The sequence below is a fragment of the Amycolatopsis sp. lyj-109 genome, from assembly GCF_046548995.1.
Taxonomy (GTDB): Bacteria; Actinomycetota; Actinomycetes; order Mycobacteriales; family Pseudonocardiaceae; genus Amycolatopsis.
Genome location: NZ_JAJPWR010000028.1, coordinates 94,374 through 117,825 on the forward strand (window position 1 = coordinate 94,374; position 23,452 = coordinate 117,825).

Annotated in this window: 21 protein-coding genes; 4 read left to right on the plus strand and 17 right to left on the minus strand. The window is 70.5% G+C overall.

Features of this window, described 5'->3' with window-relative positions; all coding sequences use genetic code 11:
* Positions 1-12: 12 nt before the first annotated feature.
* Positions 13-2,571: an ATP-dependent Clp protease ATP-binding subunit gene (locus tag ACLJQF_RS40895; RefSeq protein WP_410615670.1), complete on the minus strand. Its 2,559-nt coding sequence runs from the start codon at positions 2,569-2,571 to the stop codon at positions 13-15.
* A gap of 362 nt (positions 2,572-2,933) precedes the next feature.
* Between ACLJQF_RS40895 and ACLJQF_RS40900 the strand changes: the two genes are divergently transcribed.
* Positions 2,934-3,758 (plus strand): (2Fe-2S)-binding protein, encoded by an 825-nt coding sequence (locus ACLJQF_RS40900; protein WP_410615671.1) that lies wholly within the window; start codon positions 2,934-2,936, stop codon positions 3,756-3,758.
* A 361-nt stretch (positions 3,759-4,119) separates the two neighbouring features.
* On the opposite strand, the gene ACLJQF_RS40905 is transcribed toward ACLJQF_RS40900, so the two are convergent.
* Complete coding sequence (locus ACLJQF_RS40905; protein ID WP_410615672.1) at positions 4,120-4,701, minus strand: TIGR03086 family metal-binding protein; 582 nt, start codon at positions 4,699-4,701, stop codon at positions 4,120-4,122.
* Positions 4,702-4,735: 34 nt separating this feature from the next.
* On the opposite strand from ACLJQF_RS40905, the gene ACLJQF_RS40910 reads away from it, so the two are divergent.
* Positions 4,736-5,596 (plus strand): DUF6597 domain-containing transcriptional factor, encoded by an 861-nt coding sequence (locus tag ACLJQF_RS40910; RefSeq protein ID WP_410615687.1) that lies wholly within the window; start codon positions 4,736-4,738, stop codon positions 5,594-5,596.
* Positions 5,597-5,731: 135 nt separating this feature from the next.
* Here the strand turns inward: ACLJQF_RS40910 and ACLJQF_RS40915 are convergent, their stop codons facing one another.
* Both ACLJQF_RS40915 and lysS read right to left on the minus strand, forming a co-directional pair.
* Positions 5,732-6,082: a histone-like nucleoid-structuring protein Lsr2 gene (locus tag ACLJQF_RS40915; RefSeq protein WP_410615673.1), complete on the minus strand. Its 351-nt coding sequence runs from the start codon at positions 6,080-6,082 to the stop codon at positions 5,732-5,734.
* Between the two features lie 145 nt (positions 6,083-6,227).
* On the minus strand, positions 6,228-7,739 hold the full coding sequence (gene lysS, locus ACLJQF_RS40920; RefSeq protein WP_410615674.1) for a lysine--tRNA ligase: 1,512 nt from the start codon (positions 7,737-7,739) through the stop codon (positions 6,228-6,230).
* Between the two features lie 76 nt (positions 7,740-7,815).
* Here lysS and ACLJQF_RS40925 point away from each other — a divergent pair, with 76 nt between their 5' ends.
* Positions 7,816-8,568, plus strand: a complete 753-nt coding sequence (locus ACLJQF_RS40925) for a class I SAM-dependent methyltransferase (protein WP_410615675.1) — start codon at positions 7,816-7,818, stop codon at positions 8,566-8,568.
* A gap of 6 nt (positions 8,569-8,574) precedes the next feature.
* Here the strand turns inward: ACLJQF_RS40925 and ACLJQF_RS40930 are convergent, their stop codons facing one another.
* The 7 genes from ACLJQF_RS40930 to ACLJQF_RS40960 form a co-directional block, all read right to left on the minus strand.
* Positions 8,575-9,348: a type III pantothenate kinase gene (locus tag ACLJQF_RS40930; RefSeq protein WP_410615676.1), complete on the minus strand. Its 774-nt coding sequence runs from the start codon at positions 9,346-9,348 to the stop codon at positions 8,575-8,577.
* Positions 9,349-9,353: 5 nt separating this feature from the next.
* Positions 9,354-9,851, minus strand: coding sequence for an aspartate 1-decarboxylase (gene panD, locus ACLJQF_RS40935; RefSeq protein ID WP_013230457.1), 498 nt, complete (start codon positions 9,849-9,851; stop codon positions 9,354-9,356).
* Between the two features lie 9 nt (positions 9,852-9,860).
* On the minus strand, positions 9,861-10,772 hold the full coding sequence (gene panC, locus ACLJQF_RS40940) for a pantoate--beta-alanine ligase (protein ID WP_410615677.1): 912 nt from the start codon (positions 10,770-10,772) through the stop codon (positions 9,861-9,863).
* Positions 10,769-11,728: a Rossmann-like and DUF2520 domain-containing protein gene (locus tag ACLJQF_RS40945; RefSeq protein ID WP_410615688.1), complete on the minus strand. Its 960-nt coding sequence runs from the start codon at positions 11,726-11,728 to the stop codon at positions 10,769-10,771. The genes panC and ACLJQF_RS40945 overlap by 4 nt, the downstream gene beginning before the upstream one ends.
* A gap of 191 nt (positions 11,729-11,919) precedes the next feature.
* The gene (locus ACLJQF_RS40950; protein WP_410615689.1) at positions 11,920-13,023 is read right to left on the minus strand and encodes a PrsW family intramembrane metalloprotease; all 1,104 of its coding nucleotides are present in this window, start codon (positions 13,021-13,023) and stop codon (positions 11,920-11,922) included.
* 287 nt (positions 13,024-13,310) lie between these two features.
* On the minus strand, positions 13,311-15,731 hold the full coding sequence (locus ACLJQF_RS40955; RefSeq protein WP_410615678.1) for a DUF6779 domain-containing protein: 2,421 nt from the start codon (positions 15,729-15,731) through the stop codon (positions 13,311-13,313).
* Positions 15,732-15,799: 68 nt separating this feature from the next.
* The gene (locus ACLJQF_RS40960) at positions 15,800-16,261 is read right to left on the minus strand and encodes a DUF3180 domain-containing protein (RefSeq protein ID WP_410615679.1); all 462 of its coding nucleotides are present in this window, start codon (positions 16,259-16,261) and stop codon (positions 15,800-15,802) included.
* Between the two features lie 119 nt (positions 16,262-16,380).
* Here ACLJQF_RS40960 and ACLJQF_RS40965 point away from each other — a divergent pair, with 119 nt between their 5' ends.
* Positions 16,381-17,316 carry a MerR family transcriptional regulator gene (locus ACLJQF_RS40965; protein ID WP_410615680.1) on the plus strand — a complete coding sequence of 312 codons (936 nt, stop codon included), beginning with the start codon at positions 16,381-16,383 and terminating at the stop codon, positions 17,314-17,316.
* 101 nt (positions 17,317-17,417) lie between these two features.
* Here the strand turns inward: ACLJQF_RS40965 and folK are convergent, their stop codons facing one another.
* The 6 genes from folK to ACLJQF_RS40995 all read right to left on the minus strand — a co-directional run bounded on the left by folK (position 17,418) and on the right by ACLJQF_RS40995 (position 23,105).
* The gene (folK, locus tag ACLJQF_RS40970) at positions 17,418-17,909 is read right to left on the minus strand and encodes a 2-amino-4-hydroxy-6-hydroxymethyldihydropteridine diphosphokinase (protein WP_410615681.1); all 492 of its coding nucleotides are present in this window, start codon (positions 17,907-17,909) and stop codon (positions 17,418-17,420) included.
* Positions 17,906-18,265 carry a dihydroneopterin aldolase gene (gene folB / locus ACLJQF_RS40975; protein ID WP_410615682.1) on the minus strand — a complete coding sequence of 120 codons (360 nt, stop codon included), beginning with the start codon at positions 18,263-18,265 and terminating at the stop codon, positions 17,906-17,908. The genes folK and folB overlap by 4 nt, the downstream gene beginning before the upstream one ends.
* Entirely contained in the window at positions 18,258-19,055 is a 798-nt protein-coding gene (gene folP, locus ACLJQF_RS40980) for a dihydropteroate synthase (RefSeq protein ID WP_410615690.1), read from the minus strand. The genes folB and folP overlap by 8 nt, the downstream gene beginning before the upstream one ends.
* Before the next feature lie 35 nt (positions 19,056-19,090).
* Complete coding sequence (folE, locus tag ACLJQF_RS40985; protein ID WP_410615691.1) at positions 19,091-19,696, minus strand: GTP cyclohydrolase I FolE; 606 nt, start codon at positions 19,694-19,696, stop codon at positions 19,091-19,093.
* Positions 19,674-22,076 (minus strand): ATP-dependent zinc metalloprotease FtsH, encoded by a 2,403-nt coding sequence (ftsH, locus tag ACLJQF_RS40990; RefSeq protein ID WP_410615683.1) that lies wholly within the window; start codon positions 22,074-22,076, stop codon positions 19,674-19,676. The genes folE and ftsH overlap by 23 nt, the downstream gene beginning before the upstream one ends.
* Before the next feature lie 201 nt (positions 22,077-22,277).
* A complete protein-coding gene (locus ACLJQF_RS40995; RefSeq protein WP_410615684.1) occupies positions 22,278-23,105 on the minus strand; it encodes an ESX secretion-associated protein EspG in 828 nt (275 codons plus the stop codon).
* Between the last annotated feature and the right edge of the window lie 347 nt (positions 23,106-23,452).

Genomic DNA, 23,452 nt, shown 5'->3' on the forward strand with positions numbered 1-23,452 from the left:
ACTACGCGACGATCACTCGCCTTCGGCTTCGCCGCCCTGCTCCTCGTGGCCCGCGCCGATGCTGACCGGCGGGGCGTCCGGGATCGACGACGGCCTGCGCTCACCGCGGAAGGTGAACTTGGCCTGGTCGTCCTTGTCCTCAGGGTTGCCGCTCCAGCCCTCGACGTCGACCAGGATGATCTGGCCCGGCTCGACCTCGCCGAAGAGGATCTTCTCCGACAGCTGGTCCTCGATCTCGCGCTGGATCGTGCGGCGCAGCGGCCGCGCACCCAGCACGGGGTCGAAGCCACGCTTGGCCAAGAGCGACTTGGCCTTCGCCGTCAGCTCCAGCTCCATGTCCTTGGCCTTCAGCTGGGTCTCGACCCGGTTGATCATCAGGTCGACCATCATGATGATCTGTTCCTTGGTCAACTGGTGGAACACGATGATGTCATCGATCCGGTTCAGGAACTCCGGGCGGAAATGCTTCTTCATTTCCTCGTTGACCTTTTGCTTCATCTTCTCGTACTTCGTGCTGGAGTCGTTGCCCCCGGCGAAGCCGAGCGAGACGGACTTCGAGATGTCCGACGTGCCCAGGTTGGACGTGAAGATGAGGACCGTGTTCTTGAAGTCGACCGTGCGGCCCTGACCGTCGGTCAGGCGGCCGTCCTCCAGCACCTGCAGGAGCGTGTTGTAGATCTCCTGGTGCGCCTTTTCGATCTCGTCGAACAGGACCACCGAGAACGGCTTGCGACGCACCTTCTCCGTCAGCTGGCCGCCCTCTTCGTAGCCGACGTAGCCCGGAGGGGCACCGAAGAGCCGCGAAGCGGTGTAGCGGTCGTGGAACTCGCCCATGTCGATCTGGATGAGCGCGTCGTCCTCGCCGAACAGGAACGCCGCCAGCGCCTTCGAGAGCTCGGTCTTACCGACACCGGACGGGCCGGCGAAGATGAACGAGCCCGACGGGCGCTTCGGGTCCTTGAGACCGGCACGCGTACGACGGATCGCCTGCGAGACGGCCTTGACCGCGTCCTCCTGGCCGATGATGCGCTTGTGGAGCTCGTCCTCCATGCGCAGCAGCCGGGTGGTCTCCTCCTCGGTCAGCTTGAACACCGGGATGCCGGTCCAGTTGGCCAGCACCTCCGCGATCTGCTCGTCGTCGAGCTCGGCGACGACGTCGAGGTCGCCGTCCTTCCACTGCTTCTCCCGCTCGCCCTTCTGGCCGAGGAGCGTCTTCTCCTCGTCACGCAGGCGGGCGGCCCGCTCGAAGTCCTGCGCGTCGATCGCGGACTCCTTGTCGCGGCGGACGTTCGCGATCTTCTCGTCGAACTCGCGCAGGTCCGGCGGCGCGGTCATCCGGCGGATGCGCATCCGGGCGCCGGCCTCGTCGATCAGGTCGATCGCCTTGTCCGGGAGGAACCGGTCGTTGATGTACCGGTCCGCCAGGGTCGCGGCGGCGACCAGCGCCGAGTCGGTGATCGAGACGCGGTGGTGCGCCTCGTACCGGTCACGCAGGCCCTTGAGGATCTCGATCGTGTGCTCCAGCGACGGCTCGCCGACCTGGATCGGCTGGAACCGGCGCTCGAGGGCGGCGTCCTTCTCGATGTACTTGCGGTACTCCTCGAGCGTGGTCGCGCCGATCGTCTGCAGCTCACCGCGGGCGAGCATCGGCTTCAGGATCGATGCCGCGTCGATCGCGCCCTCGGCGGCACCCGCCCCGACCAGCGTGTGCAGCTCGTCGATGAACAGGATGATGTCGCCGCGGGTCTTGATCTCCTTGAGCACCTTCTTCAGGCGCTCTTCGAAGTCACCGCGGTAGCGGGAGCCGGCGACCAGGGAGCCCAGGTCCAGCGTGTAGAGCTGCTTGTCCTTGAGCGTCTCGGGCACCTCGCCCTTGACGATGCTCTGCGCGAGGCCCTCGACGACGGCGGTCTTGCCGACGCCGGGCTCGCCGATGAGCACCGGGTTGTTCTTGGTCCGGCGGGACAGCACCTGCATGACCCGCTCGATCTCCTTGCCGCGCCCGATGACCGGGTCGAGCTTGCCCTCGCGGGCGAGCACGGTCATGTTGCGGCCGAACTGGTCGAGGACCAGCGACGACGACGGGGTGCCCTCACCGCGGCCGGAACCGGTTTCGGTGGACTCCTTGCCGCCCTGGTAGCCCGAGAGCAGCTGCAGCACCTGCTGGCGGACCCGGTTGAGGTCCGCTCCCAGCTTGACCAGGACCTGCGCGGCGACGCCCTCGCCCTCGCGGATCAGGCCGAGCAGGATGTGCTCGGTGCCGATGTAGTTGTGGCCGAGCTGCAGCGCTTCGCGCAGCGACAGCTCCAGCACCTTCTTGGCGCGCGGCGTGAACGGGATGTGCCCGCTCGGCGCCTGCTGGCCCTGGCCGATGATCTCCTCGACCTGCTGGCGCACGCCCTCCAGGGCGATGCCCAGCGACTCCAGCGCCTTGGCGGCGACACCCTCACCCTCGTGGATCAGACCCAGGAGGATGTGCTCGGTGCCGATGTAGTTGTGGTTGAGCATCCTGGCCTCTTCTTGAGCCAGCACAACCACCCGCCTCGCGCGGTCGGTGAACCTTTCAAACATGTGCACTCCCTCGACTGCTGCGCCGGCGGCCCGTTGTCCATCGTGCTTTCACCGCGATGGATTCAGCACCGTGAGACCACTCTAGTAGCCAAGTCGTCGCGCTGGCGTACCACTACGGCTGTCGGCGGTCATTTCCGCACCCGGACGTGGCATCTTCCCGGGTGCTCCCATCATCAGGTTGCCCTGCACCTTTACGTCAAGCCCAACGTGCGGACGGCCACGAGGATTCCGCCATCCGCGCCCTGTCCGCTCACCGCGAACAGTCCGCAAGCTGAGAGTGACCCACCCGATTGGCGCAGCCCCCGAAAGCCTGTAAGGTTAGGCACGCCTAATCCCCTACGGCGCTTCGAGGAGGGCCGCGGTTGAACCAGCAGCGGTCCTTCCGTGACGCACGCGAGGTCGGCGACGGCCTCGCGTCGTCGTTGCAGCGTATCTCCGGCCTGCAGGAACGCAGTGAGCTGCGCAACGACGTCCCGGTGGGCTGGATCCGCTGCTCGGAGCTGCTGGAGACACCCGCGTACTTCGACGAGTGGCGCGGCCTCCTGGGCGACTGGCTGCTGCGCGAGCACGACGCGACACCGGCCCGGACGACGGCCAGCTGGGTGCTGACCTGGTACCTGCACGTACCGGCGTACGTCGGGGCGCTGCTGTGGCACCACGAGCGCCGGGTGCCGTCACTGAAGCCGTCGGAGCTGGCCTTCCGCCTGGCCGACGACCGCCCCCACCCGGACGGCATGGCGGTGCTGGGTGACGCGTTCCACTGCCTCCCGACGGACCCGGGCTCGGCCCGCCCGGAGGCGACGGTGGTCCGCGACGAGCGAGCACTGGCGGCGGTCCTGCGGGCGCGTTACCTGGCTCACGCGGCCCGGTTCGTCCGGGCGTACGCACCGCTGAGCAGGCTCGGCCGCCGCACGCTGTGGGCGGCGGCGACGGACGCGCTGGAGAACTCGCTGTGGTGGGCCGGCCGGCAAGGCGGGACACCGGAGGCGGAGGGCGCCGGGGTCGCGGACGCGGCATTGGTGCTCGACGAGCGGTACCCGCCGCTGACGTCGGCGTCGACGTTGCGGCTGACGGAGGGGCCCGAGGGGCACCGGGAGTGGACGCGGCGGCGGGAGAGCTGCTGCTTTTCGTACCTGCTGCCGTCGTCGGCCGAGTGCGATGGGTGCCCGCGCACCTGCTCGCGGTAGCTCAGGGCGGCGCGCAGTCCCGCCGGGTTTCCAGGAGGGCGGGGCACCGGCGATCGCCCGGCTGAGCCCCTTTGCGAGAGGCGTTGAGTGCTCTCGCCGGTGCTGTGAATGACTCATTCCTGGCGTCGGAGGTCATGAATGACTCATTCACGGCACCCCGGAACCTCCCACGGCCAAGCCGGGCAGCCACGGCCTTGCCGACCTCGGCCCAGCCCAAGAAAAGCGGCTCTGCCTCGAGAGCTGTGTCTGCCTGCAACAACAAACTTCGCCGGCCCGCGGGGGCGCCCCCCGGGTCCAGCGTATCGGCGCGGACCGACCAAAAACCGCCGATCGGCGACCACCCACCGGAGTTGTCCACACCTCAGCCCACCTGTGGACGACTCCAGCCCGGATCCCGCCCGGCCGCCCCCAACGCCCGCTCCAGCGGCGACGCATCCGGCGACACCGCCACCGCCGGCCCGTAGACCCCCATCGACCGCGCCTGGTCACCCATCGCCACCGCGGACTCGTACACCGCCGTCGCCGCTTCGGGCGCACAGCGAAGCTGCTGCCCGCTCGCCCGGGCCAGATCCCACCCGTGCAGCACGAACTCGCCCAGCACCATCGCGCCCACCACCGCCGACGGCATCGAAGCCGAACCCAGCGAAGTCGTGCCCGTCCACGCCGAAGGCCTGCCGAACACCGCCACCAGCGTCTCCGTCTGCTTCTCCAGGTCCGCGTGCCAGTCCTCCGTCACCAGCGCCGCCTCCGCCTCCCCACCGGCCGGCGAGGGCGGGGCCGCCCGGTGGCCCGCGGCGATCAGCCACGGGCCCCAGTACAAGAGGTGGTTGAGCAGCCCGCGGACGTCGTACCCGGCGCACGGCGTCGGCGCGGTCAGGTCGGGGACCGCGCCGGCGATCCGGAGGAATTCGGCCGCGGCCGGGCGCAGCAGCGAAGCAGTCATGCCGGTGATCCAAACTCCCGGCGAGCGCCGCGTCTTGAACGAACGCGACAGCTACCGTGAACCCGTGACGCACCGGATCCCGCGCGGCATCGTGGCCGAGGCCACCGCGCGCACGATGTTCACGCTGACCCGGCACCCGCCCGCGCCGGAACTCGCCGAATTGGTCGAATACCACTGGATCCTGCGGTGGGACCTGCGCGGCAAACCGCCGTACGAGCAGCGGGTGCTCCCGAACCTCTCGGTCCACGTCACGTTCTTCCCGGGCGCCTCCGGCGTCCACGGCCCGGCCCACGACGTCTTTTCGCACCGCTTGGCCGGCCACGTCCAGGGCTTGGGCGTGCGATTCCGGCCGGGCACCTTCCGCGCGTTCCTCGGCGGCCCGGTACGTGACATCGCCGACCGGGTCGTCCCACTCGCCGACGTTTTCGGACCGGCGGCCGCGACGGCAGCCGAATCGGTCCAGACCGCCGGCGGAGATGCGCAAATGGCCGGTGCGATCGACAACTTGCTGATCGCAAATCCGGTGACGCTGTCTCCGGCAGCGCGCGAGGCCGCGGAGGCGGTGGAATCAATCGCGCGGGATCCGGAAATTACCCGGGTGGCGCAACTGTGCGCGGATACTGGACTAACCACCCGGTCCATCCAGCGCGTGTTCGCCGAACACGTCGGCGTCCCGCCCAAGTGGGCGATCCGGATATACCGCCTCAATGACGCAGCGCAGCGACTCGTCACAGAAGGACAACCCGATTACGCCGGTCTGGCGGTTCGACTGGGCTATAGCGACCAGTCGCACTTCATCCGCGATTTCCGGACGGTGACCGGCCAGTCGCCTGCCGAGTACGCCCGAACAGCCCGCGCCGCCGCCGAACGGGAACCGGACAGTGATCGGACATGAAGAAAGCCGCCGGGCGAAAATTCGCCCGGCGGCCATCCCTGGAAACCCCACATCACCGAGATTGGCCACGCCACTGGAGATAACTGCTGGTCAGCGCCCCACAGCCGGCTAGCTTGACAGCGGCGTGAACTATCTTCAGTTCTTCTTGTGGTAGGCCTCGACAACCTCGGAGGGGATGCGGCCGCGGTCGGAAACCGCGTAACCGTTCTTGCGCGCCCACGACCGGATGGCCTGGTTCTGCTCGCGGTCGACGGCGGCCGGACGAGCCGAACCCTTACCCGAGACCGGGCGGACCGAGGCACGCTTGCGACCGCCCGCACGACGCGCGTGCTCGACATACTGAGCGAGCGCGTCCCGCAGCTCCTCGGCGTTTTCCGAGGAGAGATCGATCTGGTAGCTGACTCCGTCCAAACCGAACTCGACGGTCTCTTCCGCCTCACTGCCGTCGAGGTCGTCGACCAGCGAGACGAGCACCTTCTGTGCCATCCGATTCCTCCTGCGGGGCTTACTCAATGATCTGGTACGGGGCAAGCCCCGGGACAGAAGTCTTTGTCTAAGACATTAGTACCCGCTTCCGGAGGGCAGCGCAAATCTCATTGCGATAACCCACTGCTATCCTCACACGGCCGGGTTATTCAGGTCGCACCAGCGGGAAGAGGATCGTCTCCCGGATACCGAGACCGGTCAGCGCCATGAGGAGCCGGTCGATACCCATTCCGACACCACCGCTCGGCGGCATTCCGTACTCGAGGGCCCGCAGGAAATCCTCGTCGAGCCGCATGGCTTCGCTATCGCCCTGCGCGGCCAGCAGCGACTGTTCGGTGAGGCGTTCCCGTTCGACGACCGGATCCACCAGCTCCGAGTATCCGGTGGCGAGTTCGAATCCGCGCACGTAGAGGTCCCACTTCTCGGCCACCCCGGGCCGGGAGCGGTGCTGCCTCGTCAATGGCGACGTCTCCAGCGGAAAATCACGGACAAACGTCGGTGCGTGCAGGTGATCTCCGACGAGGTGTTCCCACAGTTCCTCGACGAGCTTCCCGTGTCCGAGCTTCGGGTCCACTTCCAGGCCCCTGGCCTGCGCAAATCCGAGCAGTTTGGCGGCGGGCGTCTCCGGCGTGACCTCTTCGCCGAGGGAATCGGACAGCGACTCGTACATTCCGAGCGTGGTCCATTCGCCGGAGAGGTCGTACTCCGAACCGTCCGGCAGCGTGACGACCAGCGAGTCCAGCACCTCCTGCGCGGCCTCCTGGATCAGCTGCCGCGTCATCACCGCGTTCGTGTCGTATGTGGCGTACGCCTCGTAGTACTCGAGCATCGCGAACTCCGGCGAGTGCGACGAGTCGCTGCCCTCGTTCCGGAAGTTGCGGTTGATCTCGAAGACCTTCTCGATGCCGCCGACGACGCAGCGCTTGAGGTAGAGCTCCGGCGCGATCCGCAGGAAGAGCTCCATGTCGAACGCGTTGGAATGCGTGACGAAGGGGCGGGCCGCGGCGCCGCCGTGCAGCGTCTGCAGCATCGGGGTCTCGACCTCGGTGAACCCGCGGCGGTGGAACGACTCCCGCAGCGACCGGACCACGCCGGCCCGCGTGCGCACGACGTCCCGTGCGCGCGGGCGCATGATGAGGTCGACGTAGCGCTGGCGGATCCGCGTTTCCTCGGCCAGTTCCTTGTGGGCGGTCGGCAGCGGGCGCAGCGCCTTCGACGTGATGCGCCAGGCATCGGCCATCACCGAAAGCTCGCCGCGCTTGGACGTGATGACCTCACCCTGCACGAACACGTGGTCGCCGAGGTCGACGTCGCTCTTCCACGCCGCCAGCGCGTCCTCGCCGACCTTCGCCAGGCTGATCATCGCCTGCAGCTCGGTGCCGTCGCCCTCGCGGAGGCTCGCGAAGCACAGTTTGCCCGTATTGCGCAGGAACATCACCCGGCCGGTGACGCCGACCTGCTCGCCCGTGGCGGTGTCGACGGGCAGTCCGGAATGCGCGGCGCGCACCTCGGCGAGCGAGTGTGTCCGAGGTACCTCGACCGGGTAAGGATCGATACCCTCCGCGAGGATCCGGTCGCGCTTCTCCCGGCGCACCCGCATCTGCTCGGGCAGTTCGTCTTCGGCGGGCTCGCTGGTGGAAGCGGGGTTTTCGGTCATGGCCATAGGGTACGAACCCGGCCGAGCGCTACGCCAACCGGATTACCTTTGGCTTTCCTCGCTTAACCTGGACAGCGTGAGCGATCCCACCCGTGGTCAGCGCGCTTCTTCCTTCGGCAGCCGCGCCGCCGAGTACGCCCAGCACCGGCCCGATTACCCGCGGGCAGCGATCGAGTGGGGCCTTTCCGGAGCGAGCGGAACGCCGCGCCGGGTGCTCGATCTCGGCGCCGGAACCGGCAAACTCACCCTCGGCCTGACCGCGCTCGGGCTCGACGTCACCGCCGTCGAACCCGACCCGGAAATGCGCGCGGAACTCGAGCGGGCGGTGCCGTCGGCGACGTCACTGGCCGGTCAGGCGGAACGGATCCCGCTGCCCGACGCGGCCGTCGACGCGGTTTTCGTCGGCCAGGCGTTCCATTGGTTCGACGTCCCGGCGGCGATGACGGAGATCGGCCGCGTGCTGCGCCCGGGCGGCGTGCTGGTGCCGATGTGGAACTACGAAGACGAATCGGTGCCGTGGGTCGCCGAGTTCACCACCCTGGGCCGCGACGGCGCCCGCCGCCCGGCGAGCGTCGAAAACATGCGCGAGGTCACGCACCCGGCATTCGAGTCATTCGAAAGCGACCGGTTTCGCCATGCGCAACGGCGTACGGCGGAGAGCCTGGTGGAAACGATCGCGACGTATTCGATGGTGATCGTGTCGGCTCCGGAGGAGTCCGCGGCGCTGCTGGGCCGGCTCCGGCGGTTCCTCACGGAGAACCCGGCCACGGCGGACGGCGAATTCGACCTGCCGCTGGTCACCACGGTGTTGCGCGCACGGCGGCGGTGAGGACGTTCAGGGCCGGATGTTGCGCTCGTAGGCCAGCCGCAGCCCGAGCAGCGTCAGCTCCGGCACGTGGTCGGTGATCGTCTCCGACTCGTCCAGCACCAGCGGCGCCAAGCCGCCCGTCGCCAGCACCGCCACCTTCTCCCCGCCCGGGGCCAGCTCGCGCACGATCCGGCGCACCAGGCCGTCCACCTGGCCCGCGAAGCCGTAAAGGATCCCGGATTGCAGGCACTCCACCGTGTTCTTGCCGATCACCGACCGCGGCGGAACCAGCTCGACCTTCCGCAGCGCCGCCGCGCGCAACGCCAGCGCGTCCACCGAAATCTCGATCCCCGGCGCGAACGCCCCGCCCAGGAACTCGCCGCGGGCCGAGATCGCGTCCACGTTGGTCGACGTGCCGAAGTCGACCACCACGCACGCCGTGCTGTGGAGGTGGTGCGCGGCCAGCGTGTTCACCAGCCGGTCCGCGCCCACCTCCTTCGGGTTGTCCACCAGCAGCGCCACGCCGGTGCGCACGCCCGGTTCGACCACGATCTTCGGGACCCGGGCGTAGTACCGGCCGAGCATCACCCGCAGCTCGCGCAGCACCGCCGGCACCGTCGACAACGCGCTGATCCCGGACACCGCGTCCGCGTGCGGGCCGAGCAGCCCGCGCACCGTCAACGCCAGCTCGTCGGCCGTGATGCGGGCGTCCGTCCGCATCCGCCAGTCGCCCACGAGCTCGTGCCCGGACCACAGCCCCAGCACGATGTTCGTGTTGCCGACGTCGACGGTGAGCAGCAAGCGGGTCAGCTTTCCGCGTGCAGCAACGCGTCGAGGCGGCGGGCGTCCGCCGTCTCGGCGACCGGGAAGATCGCCGTCTCCTCGTCCGGCGGCAGCGTCACCGTGCCGGACAGCAGCCCGGAGCCCTCCGGCGCGTGGCCGGGGTCGGTGTGCCGGTGGACGATCCGGTTGTCCGCGTCGACGAACACCACCCGCGGCTGGTACGTCGCCGCTTCGGCGTCGTCCATCTGGCCGTACGAGATGAGGATGACCAGGTCACCCGGGTGCACCAGGTGCGCCGCGGCACCGTTGATGCCGAGCACCCCGCTGCCGCGTTCCCCCTTGATGACGTAGGTCTCCAGCCGCGCCCCGTTGGTGACGTCCACAATGGACACCTGTTCCCCCGGCAGCAGGTCCGCGGCCTCCATCAGGTCCTCGTCGACCGTCACCGAACCGACGTAGTGCAGGTCGGCCTGGGTCACGGTGACGCGGTGGATCTTCGACTTGAGCATCGTGCGGTACATCGTGGACTCCTATTCCCCTGCGTCCCACTCCGGACGTGCTGGGTGCTCCACCGAAGCGCCGAGCAACACCGGAACGTTGTCGATCAGCCGGGTACTCCCCACCCGGGCCGCGATCAACAGTCGTGCCTCACCGTCGACGGGCGCGGGCCCGAGGTCGGTTCCCCTCAACTCCAGGTAATCCACCTCGACCGCGGGCCGCGCGGCGAGGGTCTTCCACGCGGTCTCGAGGACCGCGTCCTTACCGTCCCGGCCCACGAACGCCCCCGCGGTGAGGGCGGCCGACAGGACGATGGCGTCTTCGCGCTGTTCGGGCGTCAGGTAGACGTTGCGCGACGACAACGCGAGCCCGTCCCGCTCCCGTACGGTCGGCACGCCGATGACGTGCGTGTCGATGTTCAGGTCCCGCACCATGCGCTTGATGAGGACCAGCTGCTGGTAGTCCTTTTCGCCGAAGAGGGCGTAGTCCGGGCGGAGCAGGTTGAACAGCTTCGCCACGACGGTGAGGACGCCGGCGAAGTGCCCGGGCCGGACAGCGCCCTCCAGCTCCTCCCCGAGCGGGCCCGGGTGGACGGTCACCACGGCGCCGTCGGTGTAGAGCGCGTCGGCGCTCGGCGTGAACGCGATTTCGACGCCGTCCTCGCTCAGCACGGCGAGGTCCTTCTCCAGCGGCCGTGGGTACGCCTCGAAGTCCTCGCCCGCGCCGAACTGCAGCGGGTTGACGAAGATCGAGGTGGCCACGACGTTGTTCGGCAGCCGCTTCGCGCGGCGGATCAGCTCGCGGTGCCCGGCGTGCAGCGCGCCCATGGTCGGCACGAGCGCCAGCTTGCGGCCGACGCCGTGCAGCGCCCGGCTGACCTGGCTCGCCTGCTCGGGCGAGGTGAACGTGTTCAGGGTGCCGCGGCTGAATTTCGGTGTGGTCACTGGTCTTGGTGCCCTTCGGCGGGATCGTCGAGGAGTTCGGTGAGGTCTTTGGCGGCCGCGGTGTCCAGCAGCCCGGCAGCCGACGAACGCGCCACCGTGCGCTTGGCCAGCGCTCGGTAGGCCGGCGCCACGTCCGGCGCCCGGTCCGCCAGCACCTCGAGGTGCTTGCGGAGAGTGCCGGCGTCGCCACGCGCGACCGGGCCGGTGAGGGCGCGGTCGCCGTGTCGCAGCACATTATCCAATGCCGCCGAGAGCAGTGGTGCGACCAGGCGTTCGGATTGCCCGATTCCGGCCTGGCGCAACAGGTCCGCGCAGTCCGCGACCAGCGTCATCAGGTGGTTCGCACCGTGGGCCAACGCAGCGTGGTAGAGCGCTCGCGCGGAGTCGGGGATCCGCACCGGTTCGGCACCCATCTCGACGGCCAGCGCTTCGCCGACGTGCCACGCCGCCTCGTCGTCCTCGGCCGCCGTGACGCCGATGCTGCACGCCGCCAGCCGTTCGAGGTCCTCCTCGCGGCCGGTGAACGTCATCACCGGGTGCAGGGCGAGCGGCAGGGCGCCGGCCTCGGCCGCGGGCGCCAGGACGTCGATGCCGTGCGCGCCGGAGGTGTGCACGACGATCTGCCCGGGCCGCAGCGACTCGGTGGCGACGAGCCCGCGGACCATCCCGGCGAGCGCGTCGTCGGGCAGGGCGAGCAGCACGAGGTCCGCGCGGCGGACGGTTTCGTCGGGCGGCAGGAGGGGCACGTCGGGGAGGAGGCGTTCGGCACGGGCCAGCGACGAAGCGGACAGACCGGACGCGGCGACCACCGTGTGCCCCGCCCGGGCCAGCGCGGCGCCGAGCACGCTGCCCACCCGGCCGGCGGAAACGACGCCGACCGCGAGGCGGGCGGGCCTCATCATGGCGTGCGCCTGTGGACGCTCATGGTTGGCAGACTCCCTCTGCTCTCGTTCCAGTCCCTTTCCGGGTACCGGACGACGGCGCGAGACTACTGTGCCGTTCGGTGACCAATCCGACCACAGTCACGGCCGTCCGGCTGTGTGGCAAAGGTAACGTCCCGCGTGAGGTCGGCCTACTTTTGGCCGGATTGGTCACTCGGGCAAGCAGGCGTCGTTGAGCCCGGGTGACCAGCTTCACCCGGACCGGGTCACCCGCGGACGGCCTCGTCGGCGAGGCGCGTCGCCTCCGCACGGGCGGCCTTCAACGTGCGCAGCAGCTCCTGCTGGCGCTGCCGGTCGGTGTCGCTGTGGAGCTCGTGCCGGTCCAGGAACGCCAGCTCCGTGACGCTCGCCTGGTACACCGCGACGGCGCGGGCAGCGCGTTTTCCGGACTGGCGTTTCGCCTGGCGGCGCCAGGCACGGCGCCCAGGCAGGCTGGCCAGCAGCTCGACCTCCGAGGGCGCGATCCACCGCGCCGCCGCCATGTGCGGCAGGGCGGCGGCGATGATCCGCTGCTCCCGCTTCCGCTGCAGGACGACCAGGTAGACCACACCGAGGAACAGCGGCAGCATGATCAGGAAGTAGACGGTGAGGAACTTCGACCCGCCGAGCAGCGCGGCGCTGTTCCACAACGCGTGCAGGCAGACGGCGGCGAGGTACCCCGCGATCGGCGCGACGAACTTGAGCGCCCTGGTGGTCGTCCGCGCGGCGATGCCGATCCCGATGCCGGTGAGCACGGCGAACAGCGGGTGCGTGAAGGGCGCGAGCACGCCACGGAGGAAGAACGCCGTGATGACGCCTTGACTGTGCCCGTCACCGAAGCCGTAGTCCGCGAACGCCCGCCCGAAGTAGTAGATGTTCTCGGTGAAGGCGAACCCGGCGGCGCTGAACCCGGCGTAGACGACCCCGTCCACGACGCCGTCGAACTCGCTCGAACGTCGCCAGAGGATCAGCACCACGAAGAGGGCCTTCGCGGCCTCCTCGACCACGGGGGCGGAGATGAGCGCGGCGACGGTGTTGCCGCTGCCCTGACCGAGCAGCTCGTCCCCGACGGCCTCGGCGGTGGTGTTGATGAGCAGCGCGGTGATGGTCGCGATGCAGGCGCCCCAGGCGAAGGCAAGCAGGAGGAACTTGGCGGGCTCGGGCTCCCAGCGGTCGACCCAGAGGAACCCGGCGACAACGCCGGCCACGGGCACGAGCGCGGCCAGGACACCGATGGTGACGGCGAGCGGGCCCACCCGCGCGGTGGCGAGCCCGAACAGGAACAGGCCGCACAGGGCCACCACGATCAGCCCGAGCACCGGCAGCAGCACGGTGACCCGGCGAGGCCGCCGTCCGCGATCAAGTCCCGTCGCGGGCGAGAGGGTTCCGCTCACAGCGGGTCACCCTACGCAAGAGGTCCGGAGGACCGGAATGCCGCATCGGCTCTCGCGCCCCGGCCGAGCCCGAAGCACGCGCGCGACGCACCTGAGGTGGCCTTGGGTGCGTCCCGCGCACCCCCGAGGCCACCTTGGGTGCGTCCCGCGCACCCAAGGTGGTCCTGCGTGCGTCCCGCGCACCCGAGGCCGCCTTGGGGCGCTTGCCTCGAGTGCGTGGGGCTTCAGTCCTCCGCGCGGCGGCGACGGCGGGGCGTCGAGCCCGTGCCGCCGTTGGCCGCCAGGAGCTCGCTGACCGAACGGCCTGCCGCATGCGATCCGCTGCCCGGGGCCGGCTCCGGGGCCGCCCGGTGGCCGTTGCGGGCTCCGTTGTGGCTGTTGCCATTGTGGCCGTTGCCGTTGCCGTTGTGGCCGTTGCCGTTCTGCTGCTGCTCGACATCCGCCGGGTCGACCGGGGCCATGCCGCGGCGGGACATCGAGGCCCGCTCCGCGACCATGCCCTCCCAGGCCGGAGGCTCACCGTCCGGACGGCGGCGGCGGCCTCCGCCCGGGGGCTCCGGTGCCGGGGGCACCGCCGGCATCTGCTGCGATTCCTCCGGCTTGCGGCGGCGGCCTCCGGAACGGCCCTGGAAGTTGCGGACCGACTCCGGCAACGTCGGGTTCGGTGTCGGTGCCTCGGCCTTGGCGGCCTCCGCCGCCGGCGCCCGGTGCGAACCACCGTGACGGGACGGCGGCTCCTCCAGGATCGGCGACATGTCGGCCCGCGAGAACTGCTCCAGCCGCGACGGGCGACGGCCGTCGGCGGCCGGGACCGGCGTGGTCGGCGGCACCACCGGGGGCAGGTCCGTGCGCGACGGCTGCCGCGGCGACGGGCCGTTGCTCGGCACCGGCGTCGTCGGCGGGACGACCGGCGGGATGTCCGTGCGGGACGCCGCGGCGTCCCGCGGCATCGGCGGCTTCGGCTCGGGCGGCTTCGGCCGGTTCGGCCGCTGGCGCTCGGCGAAGTCGTCGCGGTTCTGGAAGGCCGCGCTCAGGTCCTTGACCGGCCGGATGTCCGAACGCGACATCTCGGACGGCTTCGGCGGCGGCACGCTGGCCGCCGGACGGCCCGGCACCGGCCGCGGCGGCTCGGGCGCCTTGCGGGGGTCGGGACGCGCGCCGTTCGGCTGGCCGCCGACGCGCGGGAGGTCCGAACGGGACATTTCGACGCGCGGGATGTCGGGGCGCGACATCTCGACCGGACGAATGTCCGACCGCGACATATCCACCCGCGGAATGTCCGGACGCGACACCTCGACCGGACGAATGTCCGACCGCGACATATCCACCCGCGGAATGTCCGGACGCGACACCTCGACCGGACGAATGTCCGACCGCGACATATCCACCCGCGGGATTTCGGGACGCGGCATCTCGACGCGCGGCATGTCCGAACGCGACGCTTCGGCCCGCGGGGCGTTCGGCCGCGGTGCCTCGGGCCGCGGCCGCGGTGCCTCGACGCGCGGGATGTCCGGACGCGACATCTCGACGCGCGGGATGTCGGACCGCGACACCTCGACCGGCCGGATGTCGGACCGCGACATCTCGGCCCGGCGCGCGGGCGGCGGCTCGGGACGGCGGATCTCCGTCTGCGGCTCCGGCGGGCGGCGGATCTCGGGCTTCGGCTCCGGCGGACGCCGGATCTCGGTCTTGGGGTCGGCGGGGCGCGGCACGTCCCGGCGCGTCGGCTCGGCGGCAGCCTCCGGACGGCGCTCGGGCTGCTTCGCGACTTCGTCCGGCTTCGGCAGCCGCATCGGCTGGGACTCGGCCTGGCGGCGCGCCGCCTCGGCCCGCAGCTCGGCGGCCTTCAGCTCACGCTGCGCGGCGTTCAGCGCCGGGTCGACCGGCGGCACCGGCGGACGGCGGTCGCTCAGCGGCTTCGGCCGGGCGATCTGCTGGGTGCTCTGCACGGAGACGTTCGCCGGCGCCTTCGGGACCGGCTTGCCGCCGAAGCCCTTGTTGCCCTTGCCGAGACCCTTGCCGTTCGCGGGCTTGCCGTTCGAGGCCTTGCGGCGGCGCTCGTCGAGGACGCGGTCGATCAGCTCGGTCGGCCGCTCGCCGCCCTCGACCACCGGCTTCCTCCCGGCCATCAGCTGCGCGGGCTTCTTCTTCGGCGCGCTGTCGGGAATCATCCGGTTCTCGTCGGACAGCTTGCGCATCCGGGTCGCCTGCGCGGTCAGCGCGACGCGTTCGAGCAGCACCTCGCCACCGAACAGCGACTGGAGGCTGTCGCGCAGCGCGGACACCTCGGCGCGCAGCGCCTCCAGCTCCTCGCGGCCCTTGGAGTCGGCGGCGGTGCGGTTCTCCGCCTCCATCTCCAGCTCGTACTCGCGCCGGGCCGCGATCTCGCGTTCCAGCTCCAGTTCGTACACAGCCTGCGCCTCGGCGACCGCGTCCTCGCTCTGTGCCGCGCTCTTGCGGTACTTCACGGCGAGGAAAGCGCCGATCAGGGCAGCCCAGAGGGCGGCGACGATCCCGAGCCGGAGATACCGGAGGTCGTCGCTGAGCACCAGTGCGAGGGTGGCTCCGATGGCGAGGACAAAGCCGACAACGAGCCACGGCCTGCCCAGTAGGCGGCCGCGCGAGTCGTCACCCACGCCGGTCATGACTGACACCGTACCTGCTCGTAATCCGAACGAGACCTACTCGGCCAGCGAGCGGTGGGATTCCAGCGCTAACCGGTCGTCCCGCGGGTGCGCTCGCGATCGTGGTCCTGCGGGGTCCGGCAGCAGTGTTCGAGCCACAAAGCCGCAGCTACCAGGGCTGCGGCGGACACGACGCCGACCGCCGCGGCGCGCGTGTCGAGGACCGCGGCGACGAGTTCGTCACGTCTGGGTAAAACATAGGCGAGCGCCGCGAGCCAGGCGCCCGCCATGAACGCGCCAGCGAGTGACGAAGCCTTGGCGAGGGCCACCGATCGGGCTACCCCGATCGCGCCGACGACCCGGCCGTTCTTGATGCGCGACCGGATCGAGAAGGCGAGCACGACCTCGATCACGGCCAGCACGGCGAACGTGACGCCGGCGAGGAGCGGCAGCTGCGGCAGCGAGCCGTAGGCGGTCTGGAAGAGCAGGTAGCCGAGGCCCAGGCCGAGCAGCCCGGCGATCAGCAGGTCGCGGGGCCGGGTGAAGTGCATGCCTCGACCGTACCGTGCAGTAACGTTCCGGGGCTTCGCCCCGAGCCGGGGGCTCCGCCACCCGGACCCCCCGAAGTACGGTTGACTCTCCACCGACTGGAGAGTTCATCATGCGTCTTGTGGGCACCACCGCAACCTTCACCATCGGCGAGCTGTCCCGGCGGACCGGCCTGCCGGTCAAGACGATCCGCTTCTACTCGGACGAAGGCCTCCTGCCGCCGACCGAGCGGACGGACGCCGGCTACCGGCTCTACGACGCCGCCGCGATGGCCCGCCTGGAGCTGGTCCGCACGCTGCGGGAGCTGGGTCTCGGCCTCGCCGACGTCTCCGCCGCACTGAGCCAGTCGACGACGGTCGGCGAGCTGGCGGTCCGGCACGTCGACGCGCTCGACGAGCAGATCCGGCGGCTGCGGCTGCGCCGGGCGGTGCTGCGCGCGGTGGCCAAGCGCAATTCCGAACTGGAGGAAGTGAACCTGATGAACCGTCTCGCGTCGATGTCCGACGAGGAGCGCAAGCGGCTGGTCGACGAGTTCTGGGACGAAATGGTCGCCGGGCTCGACATCGAGCAGGAGTTCTACCGCCGGATGCGCGCCGGGAAGCCGGAGCTGCCCGACGACCCGACGCCCGAGCAGCTCGAGGCCTGGATCGAGTTCGCCGAGCTGGTCCAGGACCCGCAGTTCCGGGCCTTGATCCGCCGGATGAGCGAAACCCAGGCGAAGCAGATCGAGGACGGCGAGTTCCAGCAACCGGCTGGGGCCTGGCAGGAGAACTGGCCGGTCTGGGTATCCCGCGCGGAAGCGGCGGTGGCACCGGGTGAATCGCCCACGTCGGAGACGGGGCAAACGCTTGCGGCCGACCTCGCGGCAGCCTCGGCGCGCCACGACCAGGACCCGGCGGCCCCGGAGTTCCGCGCGGAGCTGGCCGACCGGTTCGCGACGAGCGGCGACCCGCGGGCCGAGCGCTACTGGCAGCTGCTGGCGACGATCAACGGCTGGCCCCCGGTCCCGACGGCCCAGCCGGCGGTCCGCTTCATGATCGACGCCCTGCGCGGCTGACCGCACGGAGACGACAGCTCGGCGACGGACCGGCGGTGACCCGTAACGGCCACCCCCGGTTCACCGATGAGTCACCTTTCCGGCCGTCGAATCCGCGGCCGTCAGCGCAGCTCGAGATCCGTCCGGCGGACCGTGGCCAGCTCGTCCGCCGGGCGGGCCTTCAGCAGCTCCGCGATCGGGCCGTGGCCCGGCAGGACCGCGTCCGGGTCGATCTCCACCCAGGGCACCAGGACGCTCGCGCGGTCCGGGGTACCCGGGTGCGGGAGCAGCAGTTCCGGGTCCGCCGACGTCACGCCGTCCACCGTGACCACGTCGACGTCCAGCGTTCGCGGACCCCACCGCAGCTCCCGGACGCGGCCCGCCGTCTGCTCGGCGGCCTGACCGGTGCGCAGCCACGCCCAGTGGTCGCGCGCCGGGTCGTCGACCACGCAGACCGCGTTGAGGAAGTCCGGCTGGTCCTCGACGCCCCACGCTTTCGTCTCGTACACGCCCGACACCGCGACCAGCGCCGGCCGGACGGCGTCGAGGGCCGACTGGAGGAACCCCAGCCGGTCGCCCAGGTTGGAGCCGAGCGAGAGGACCGCGCGGCTCACCGGTCGCGCCGGACCGTGACGGCCACGTCGTCGAACGTCAGCGGGATCGGCGCCGACGGCTTGTGCACCGTCACCTCGACCGCGGTCAGGCGCTCGTCGCGCAGCACCTCGTCGGCGATCTTGCCCGCGACGCTTTCGATGAGGTCGTACGGCTCGCCCGCGACGATCCCGGCCGCCAGCTCGGCCAGCTCGCCGTAGTGCAGGGTCTTGGTCAGGTCGTCCGACGCGGCGGCCGGCCCGAGGTCCAGCCACGCCGTGACGTCGACGACGAACTCCTGGCCGTCCCGCTTCTCGTGCTCGAACACGCCGTGGCGCCCGAACACGCGCAGGCCGGTCAGGGTGATCCGGTCAGCCATCCGTCCTCCAAGCGGCGGCCACCGCGACCGCGTCCAGCGAAGCCCCGACCTCGTGCACCCGCACGCCCCACGCACCGGCCGCCGCGGCGAGCGCGGAGACCGCGGCGGTGGCGTCCTCCCGGCCGTCCGGCGGCCGCGGCGTCCCGTCCTTTTCGGACAGCAGACGACCGAGGAACCTCTTGCGAGAGGCGCCTACGAGCACCGGGAAACCGAGCGAGAGCAACGAGCCCAGCCCGCGCAGCAGCGCCCAGTCGTGCTCCGCGTTCTTCGCGAACCCGAGCCCGGGGTCCAGCACGATGGCGTGCTCGGCCACGCCGGCCGCGAGCGCGGCGTCCACTCTGGACAGCAGCTCGGCGCGCACGTCGGCCACGACGTCCTCGTACTCGGCGAGCGCCTGCATGTCCTTGCTGTGCCCGCGCCAGTGCATCAGCACCCACGGCACGCCGGCCTCGGCCGCGACGCGCGCCATGTCCGGATCGGCCAGGCCGCCGGAGACGTCATTGACGATGTGCGCGCCGGCTTCGAGCGCCGCGGCGGCGACGGTGGCCCGCGTGGTGTCGACCGACAGCGCCACCCCTTCGGCGGCGAGCGTCTCGATCACCGGCAGGATGCGCTGCAGCTCCGTGGCGGCGTCCACCCGGGACGCTCCCGGCCGCGTCGACTCGCCCCCGACGTCGATCAGGTCGGCCCCGCGCGCCCACATCTCGCGGGCGTGCTCCAGCGCCTGGTCGAGCCCGAGGTACCGGCCACCGTCCGAAAAGGAATCGGGCGTCACGTTCAGCACGCCCATCACGACGCACCGGCCGGGCGCGGGAAGCCCCACGCTCACCGGCGCGCCTTGATGAGATCGAGCGCCTCCGCCCGGGACGACGGCGAAGTCTTCAGCTGCCCGCGCACGGCGGAGGTGGTCGTGCGGGCACCGGGCTTGCGGATGCCGCGCATGGCCATGCAGAGGTGCTCGGCCTCGATCACGACGATGACGCCGCGAGGTTCGAGCTTCCGCACGATCGCGTCGGCGACCTGGGACGTCAGGCGCTCCTGGACCTGGGGGCGTTTGGCGTAGAGGTCGACGACCCGGGCGAGCTTCGAGAGCCCGGTGACCTTCCCGGCGGCGTTCGGGATGTACCCGACGTGCGCGACGCCGTGGAACGGGACCAGGTGGTGCTCGCAGCTGCTGTACATCGGGATGTCCGTGACCAGCACCAGCTCTTCGTGGGACTCGTCGAAGGTCTTGTCCAGGACCGAGTCCGGCTCGATGTACAGACCCGCGAACATCTCGCGGTACGCGCGGGCGACCCGGGCGGGAGTGTCTTTCAGACCATCCCGCTCCGGGTCCTCTCCACACGCCAGCAGAAGCTCGCGGATCGCCTTCTCCGCCCGGTCGTGGTCGAAGACCGGGCGGTCGGCATCACTGGGACTTTTCGGGCCCATCCACGTCACGTCGTTCTCCCTCGTTCTGCTGGTTGCCCGCCTGATCGGCGAACCAGCCGTGCTCACGAGGGCGTTCTTCACCGCCTGGCCGCCACGACTGGCCCGGCTGACCGCCCGGCGAGGTCGCGGGCGTCCAGCCCGGAGGGGCACCGTAGTTCGGCGGACCGCTCTGGCCGGCCGGACCACCCGGCTGGCCGCCGTAGGCCTGCGGCCAGTGCGCCGTGCCGTTGGCGCCACCGTTCGGGCCGCCGTAGGGACGGCCGCCGTTCGGGTAGGCGCCCGGCTGCGGCGGGGCGTACGGGTTCGCGTTGGGGTCGACCGGCGACGGCGACGGGTACGGCGGACCGCCCGGCAGGTCGCCCGCGCCCTGGGCGGTGCCGACCGGGGTCGGCTCCGGCTTCAGGACCGGCTTCTCCTTCTCCGGCGGCGGCCACGGCTCGCCGCGCTCCATCGCCAGCTCGCCCGGGGTCTTGATCGGCGGCTTGTCCGACGGCGTCCGCTCACCGAACTCGTTGAACACGGTGATGTGCGGGCGCTTCTCGACCGTCGCGAAGATCCGCTCCAGGTCCTTGCGGGTCAGCGTCTCCTTCTCGAGGAGCTCGATGACCAGCTCGTCGAGCACGTCGCGGTAGGTGTTGAGCACGTGCCACGCCTCGGTGTGCGCCGTCTCGATGAGCTTGCGCACCTCCTCGTCGATCTCGTGCGCCACTTCCAGCGAGTAGTCCGCCTGCCGCCCGGCCGAGCGGCCGAGGAACGGGTCGCCCTGCTCCTGGCCGTACTTGACCGCGCCGAGCCGGGCGCTCATGCCGTACTCGGTGACCATCGCGCGGGCGATCTTCGTCGCCTGCTCGATGTCGGACGACGCTCCGGTGGTGGGCTCGTGGAAGACGAGCTCCTCCGCGGTACGGCCACCCATCGCGAAGACCAGCCGCCCGATCATCTCGGAGCGGGTCATCAGGTCCTTGTCGTCCTCGGGGACGAGCAACGCGTGCCCGCCCGTGCGACCGCGCGGCAGGATCGTCAGCTTGTAGACCGGTTCGATGTCCGGCATCGCCCATGCGGCGAGCGCGTGCCCGCCCTCGTGGTAGGCCGTGATCTTCTTCTCCTTCTCGGAGATGATCCGGCTCTTGCGGGCGGGGCCGCCGACGACGCGGTCGACCGACTCCTCCAGCTCGACGTCGCCGATCACGTGCCCGTTCTTGCGGGCGGTGAGCAGCGCGGCCTCGTTCAGCACGTTGGCCAGGTCGGCGCCGGACATGCCGACGGTCCGCTTGGCCAGGCTGGTCAGGTCCGTGCCCTGGGCGATCGGCTTGCCCTTGGCGTGCACCTCGAGGATCGCCTTGCGGCCGCGCAGGTCGGGCGCGGAGACCGGGATCTGCCGGTCGAACCGGCCCGGGCGCAGCAGCGCCGGGTCGAGGATGTCGGGCCGGTTGGTGGCCGCGATCAGGATGATGCCGCCGCGGGCGTCGAAGCCGTCCATCTCGACGAGCAGCTGGTTCAGCGTCTGCTCGCGCTCGTCGTGGCCGCCGCCGAGGCCGGCGCCGCGCTGGCGGCCGACCGCGTCGATCTCGTCGACGAAGATGATGCACGGCGCGTTCTGCTTGGCCTGTTCGAACAGGTCACGCACTCGCGACGCACCGACACCGACGAACATCTCGACGAAGTCCGAGCCGGAGATCGTGTAGAACGGCACACCCGCCTCGCCGGCGACGGCTCGCGCAAGCAGCGTCTTGCCGGTACCCGGCGGCCCGTAGAGCAGCACGCCCTTCGGGATCTTCGCGCCGAGCGCCTGGTAGCGCGCCGGGTTCTGCAGGAAGTCCTTGATCTCGTACAGCTCTTCGACGGCCTCGTCGGCACCCGCGACGTCCCCGAAGGTCGTCTTGGGCATGTCCTTGTTCAGCTGCTTGGCCTTGGACTTGCCGAAGTTGAGGACGCGGTTGCCGCCGCCCTGCGCGTTGTTCATCATCCACATCAGCAGGCCCAGCACGAGGGCGAGCGGGATGGCGAAGATGAGGATCTGCGTCAGCACGCCCTGTTGGGTCACCTTGGTGGTGAACTTGATCGGCTGGGCGCCTGCCTTCGCCGCGATCAACGAGTCGTAGATCGGGCGGGTGGCGTCCGCCGGGTACTGCGAAATGATCTGGGTGACCTGCTGGCCGTCGACGTCGATGGGCTTGGAGAGCAGCAGCTTGAGCTGCTGTTCCTTGTCCTCGAGGCTGGCTTCCTTGACGTTGTTCGAGGTGATCTGGGAGTTCGCCACCGAGATGGGTGCTTGGGTGTACCCACGATCACTGTCGAAGATCGTGTTGTACGCGAACAACGCCAGCAACCCCGCGACGATCCACAGCAGTGGGTTCCTGAGCACGCTCTTCCGGTTCATACGACTCGGCCCTGGTGGCCTCGACCCTCCCTGGTTGGGCGGCTCCTGTGATACCCGCCATCACGATCTTGACAACCGATGGTGCCTGGACACCTGCTCATCAGGGTACCGTCCGCTGCCGCGTTCATCCCCTGTGAGCCTCTCGCAGGTCAACGGGCGATACCGCGCCGGGGTTCCCGGCCGGTGTCCTCGCCGTTAACGCTATCGCGTGCCGTCCGACACATTGCTCACCATCTCGCCCAGCCGGGTACGCAGCGTCGCCGGGTCGGCGGGGGCCACGGTGACCCACTCGCGCCCGTCCGTACCTGCACGGGAGAGGCTCAGGTAGCGCCCGGTCGCGGTGTCGAACCAGGCCAGCACGCGGGACCGTTGCTTGACTCCGACCTGCGAACGGCTGTTCGCTGCCAGCTGACCGCCGCGCAGCCGGGGCTGCCCGGTGATGCGGCCGTAGGCCTCGCGCGGGTCGGCCGTGACACGTTCGCTCAGCGGGGTCCGGCGCGCCCTTCCCCGACGGCTGTCTTCTTCATCACCCGGCGACGACGACAGCGGCACCGGCACCCGGATCGGCGGGGTGCGCAGGGCGTCGTCCAGCGGGAGTGTGACCGATGCCTCGCTGCCGCGTGGCCCGGCGGGCAGCACCCCGACGACGGCGGAGACCAGGCCGTCCGGCGGGACGTCCCGCAGCCAGATCCCGTCGGCGTCCTGGACCGCGAGCACGCCGTTGGTCTCGTCGGCCCCCGCGAGGACGCCGACCGTCGGGGCTTCGAACTGCGGGATGTGCAGCGCGTCGATGGTCAGCGGGGCGAAGGCCAGCAGGTGCAGGGCGTCCTCGATCGGCGGCGCGAGCCTGCCGCGTGGTTCGCGGATGCCGCGCGCCTTCAGCTCGACGTCGACGCGGTGACGCAGCGACACGCGCTCGTTCTCGGTCGCGCCGTGCGACCGGACGATCAGCGGGTACGGCAGCTCCCCGAGCCGCGCCGACTCCCAGAGGAAGTCGAACGCCAGTGGCGAGAAGAACTCTTGCATCATCACTCTCCCGGATCGGACTCTTGCTCAGCGTAGCCCGCACCCCCGACAAAACCGGACCGTTCCGGTGGCGAGCTGGGCACGTCCGGAGACCGATCTTCCCAGAGCTTGGACCGACAGGCGTGCGGGACACCTTCGGCCGCGCGGAGACGCCCGGGCAAGGTCGCGAATGACTCATTCGGGACCTCGGACGGTGCTGTTGGCGAATTCGAGCGGGTGCGCCGAGGCCGCTCCGGTGGCGAGCGGATCGCCCACAACAGCCAACTCACCGCCCGCAACAGCCAACTCGACACCCGGAGCGGCCAACTCGCCCGGGTTCTCCGGCGTGTTGGCCGTTGCGGCGGGCGAGT

Bases quoted from the DNA above. Each gene is read 5' to 3' on its own strand.
- ftsH (WP_410615683.1), bottom strand. From the start codon at position 22,076: ATGAACCGGAAGAGCGTGCTCAGGAACCCACTGCTGTGGATCGTCGCG.
- ACLJQF_RS40960 (WP_410615679.1), bottom strand. From the start codon at position 16,261: ATGCACTTCACCCGGCCCCGCGACCTGCTGATCGCCGGGCTGCTCGGC.
- folP (WP_410615690.1), bottom strand. From the start codon at position 19,055: ATGGGCGTGCTGAACGTGACGCCCGATTCCTTTTCGGACGGTGGCCGG.
- ACLJQF_RS40895 (WP_410615670.1), bottom strand. From the start codon at position 2,571: ATGTTTGAAAGGTTCACCGACCGCGCGAGGCGGGTGGTTGTGCTGGCT.
- ACLJQF_RS40905 (WP_410615672.1), bottom strand. From the start codon at position 4,701: ATGACTGCTTCGCTGCTGCGCCCGGCCGCGGCCGAATTCCTCCGGATC.
- folB (WP_410615682.1), bottom strand. From the start codon at position 18,265: ATGGCTGACCGGATCACCCTGACCGGCCTGCGCGTGTTCGGGCGCCAC.
- lysS (WP_410615674.1), bottom strand. From the start codon at position 7,739: ATGACCGAAAACCCCGCTTCCACCAGCGAGCCCGCCGAAGACGAACTG.
- ACLJQF_RS40915 (WP_410615673.1), bottom strand. From the start codon at position 6,082: ATGGCACAGAAGGTGCTCGTCTCGCTGGTCGACGACCTCGACGGCAGT.
- ACLJQF_RS40995 (WP_410615684.1), bottom strand. From the start codon at position 23,105: ATGATGCAAGAGTTCTTCTCGCCACTGGCGTTCGACTTCCTCTGGGAG.
- ACLJQF_RS40955 (WP_410615678.1), bottom strand. From the start codon at position 15,731: ATGACCGGCGTGGGTGACGACTCGCGCGGCCGCCTACTGGGCAGGCCG.
- folE (WP_410615691.1), bottom strand. From the start codon at position 19,696: ATGGGCCCGAAAAGTCCCAGTGATGCCGACCGCCCGGTCTTCGACCAC.
- panD (WP_013230457.1), bottom strand. From the start codon at position 9,851: ATGTACCGCACGATGCTCAAGTCGAAGATCCACCGCGTCACCGTGACC.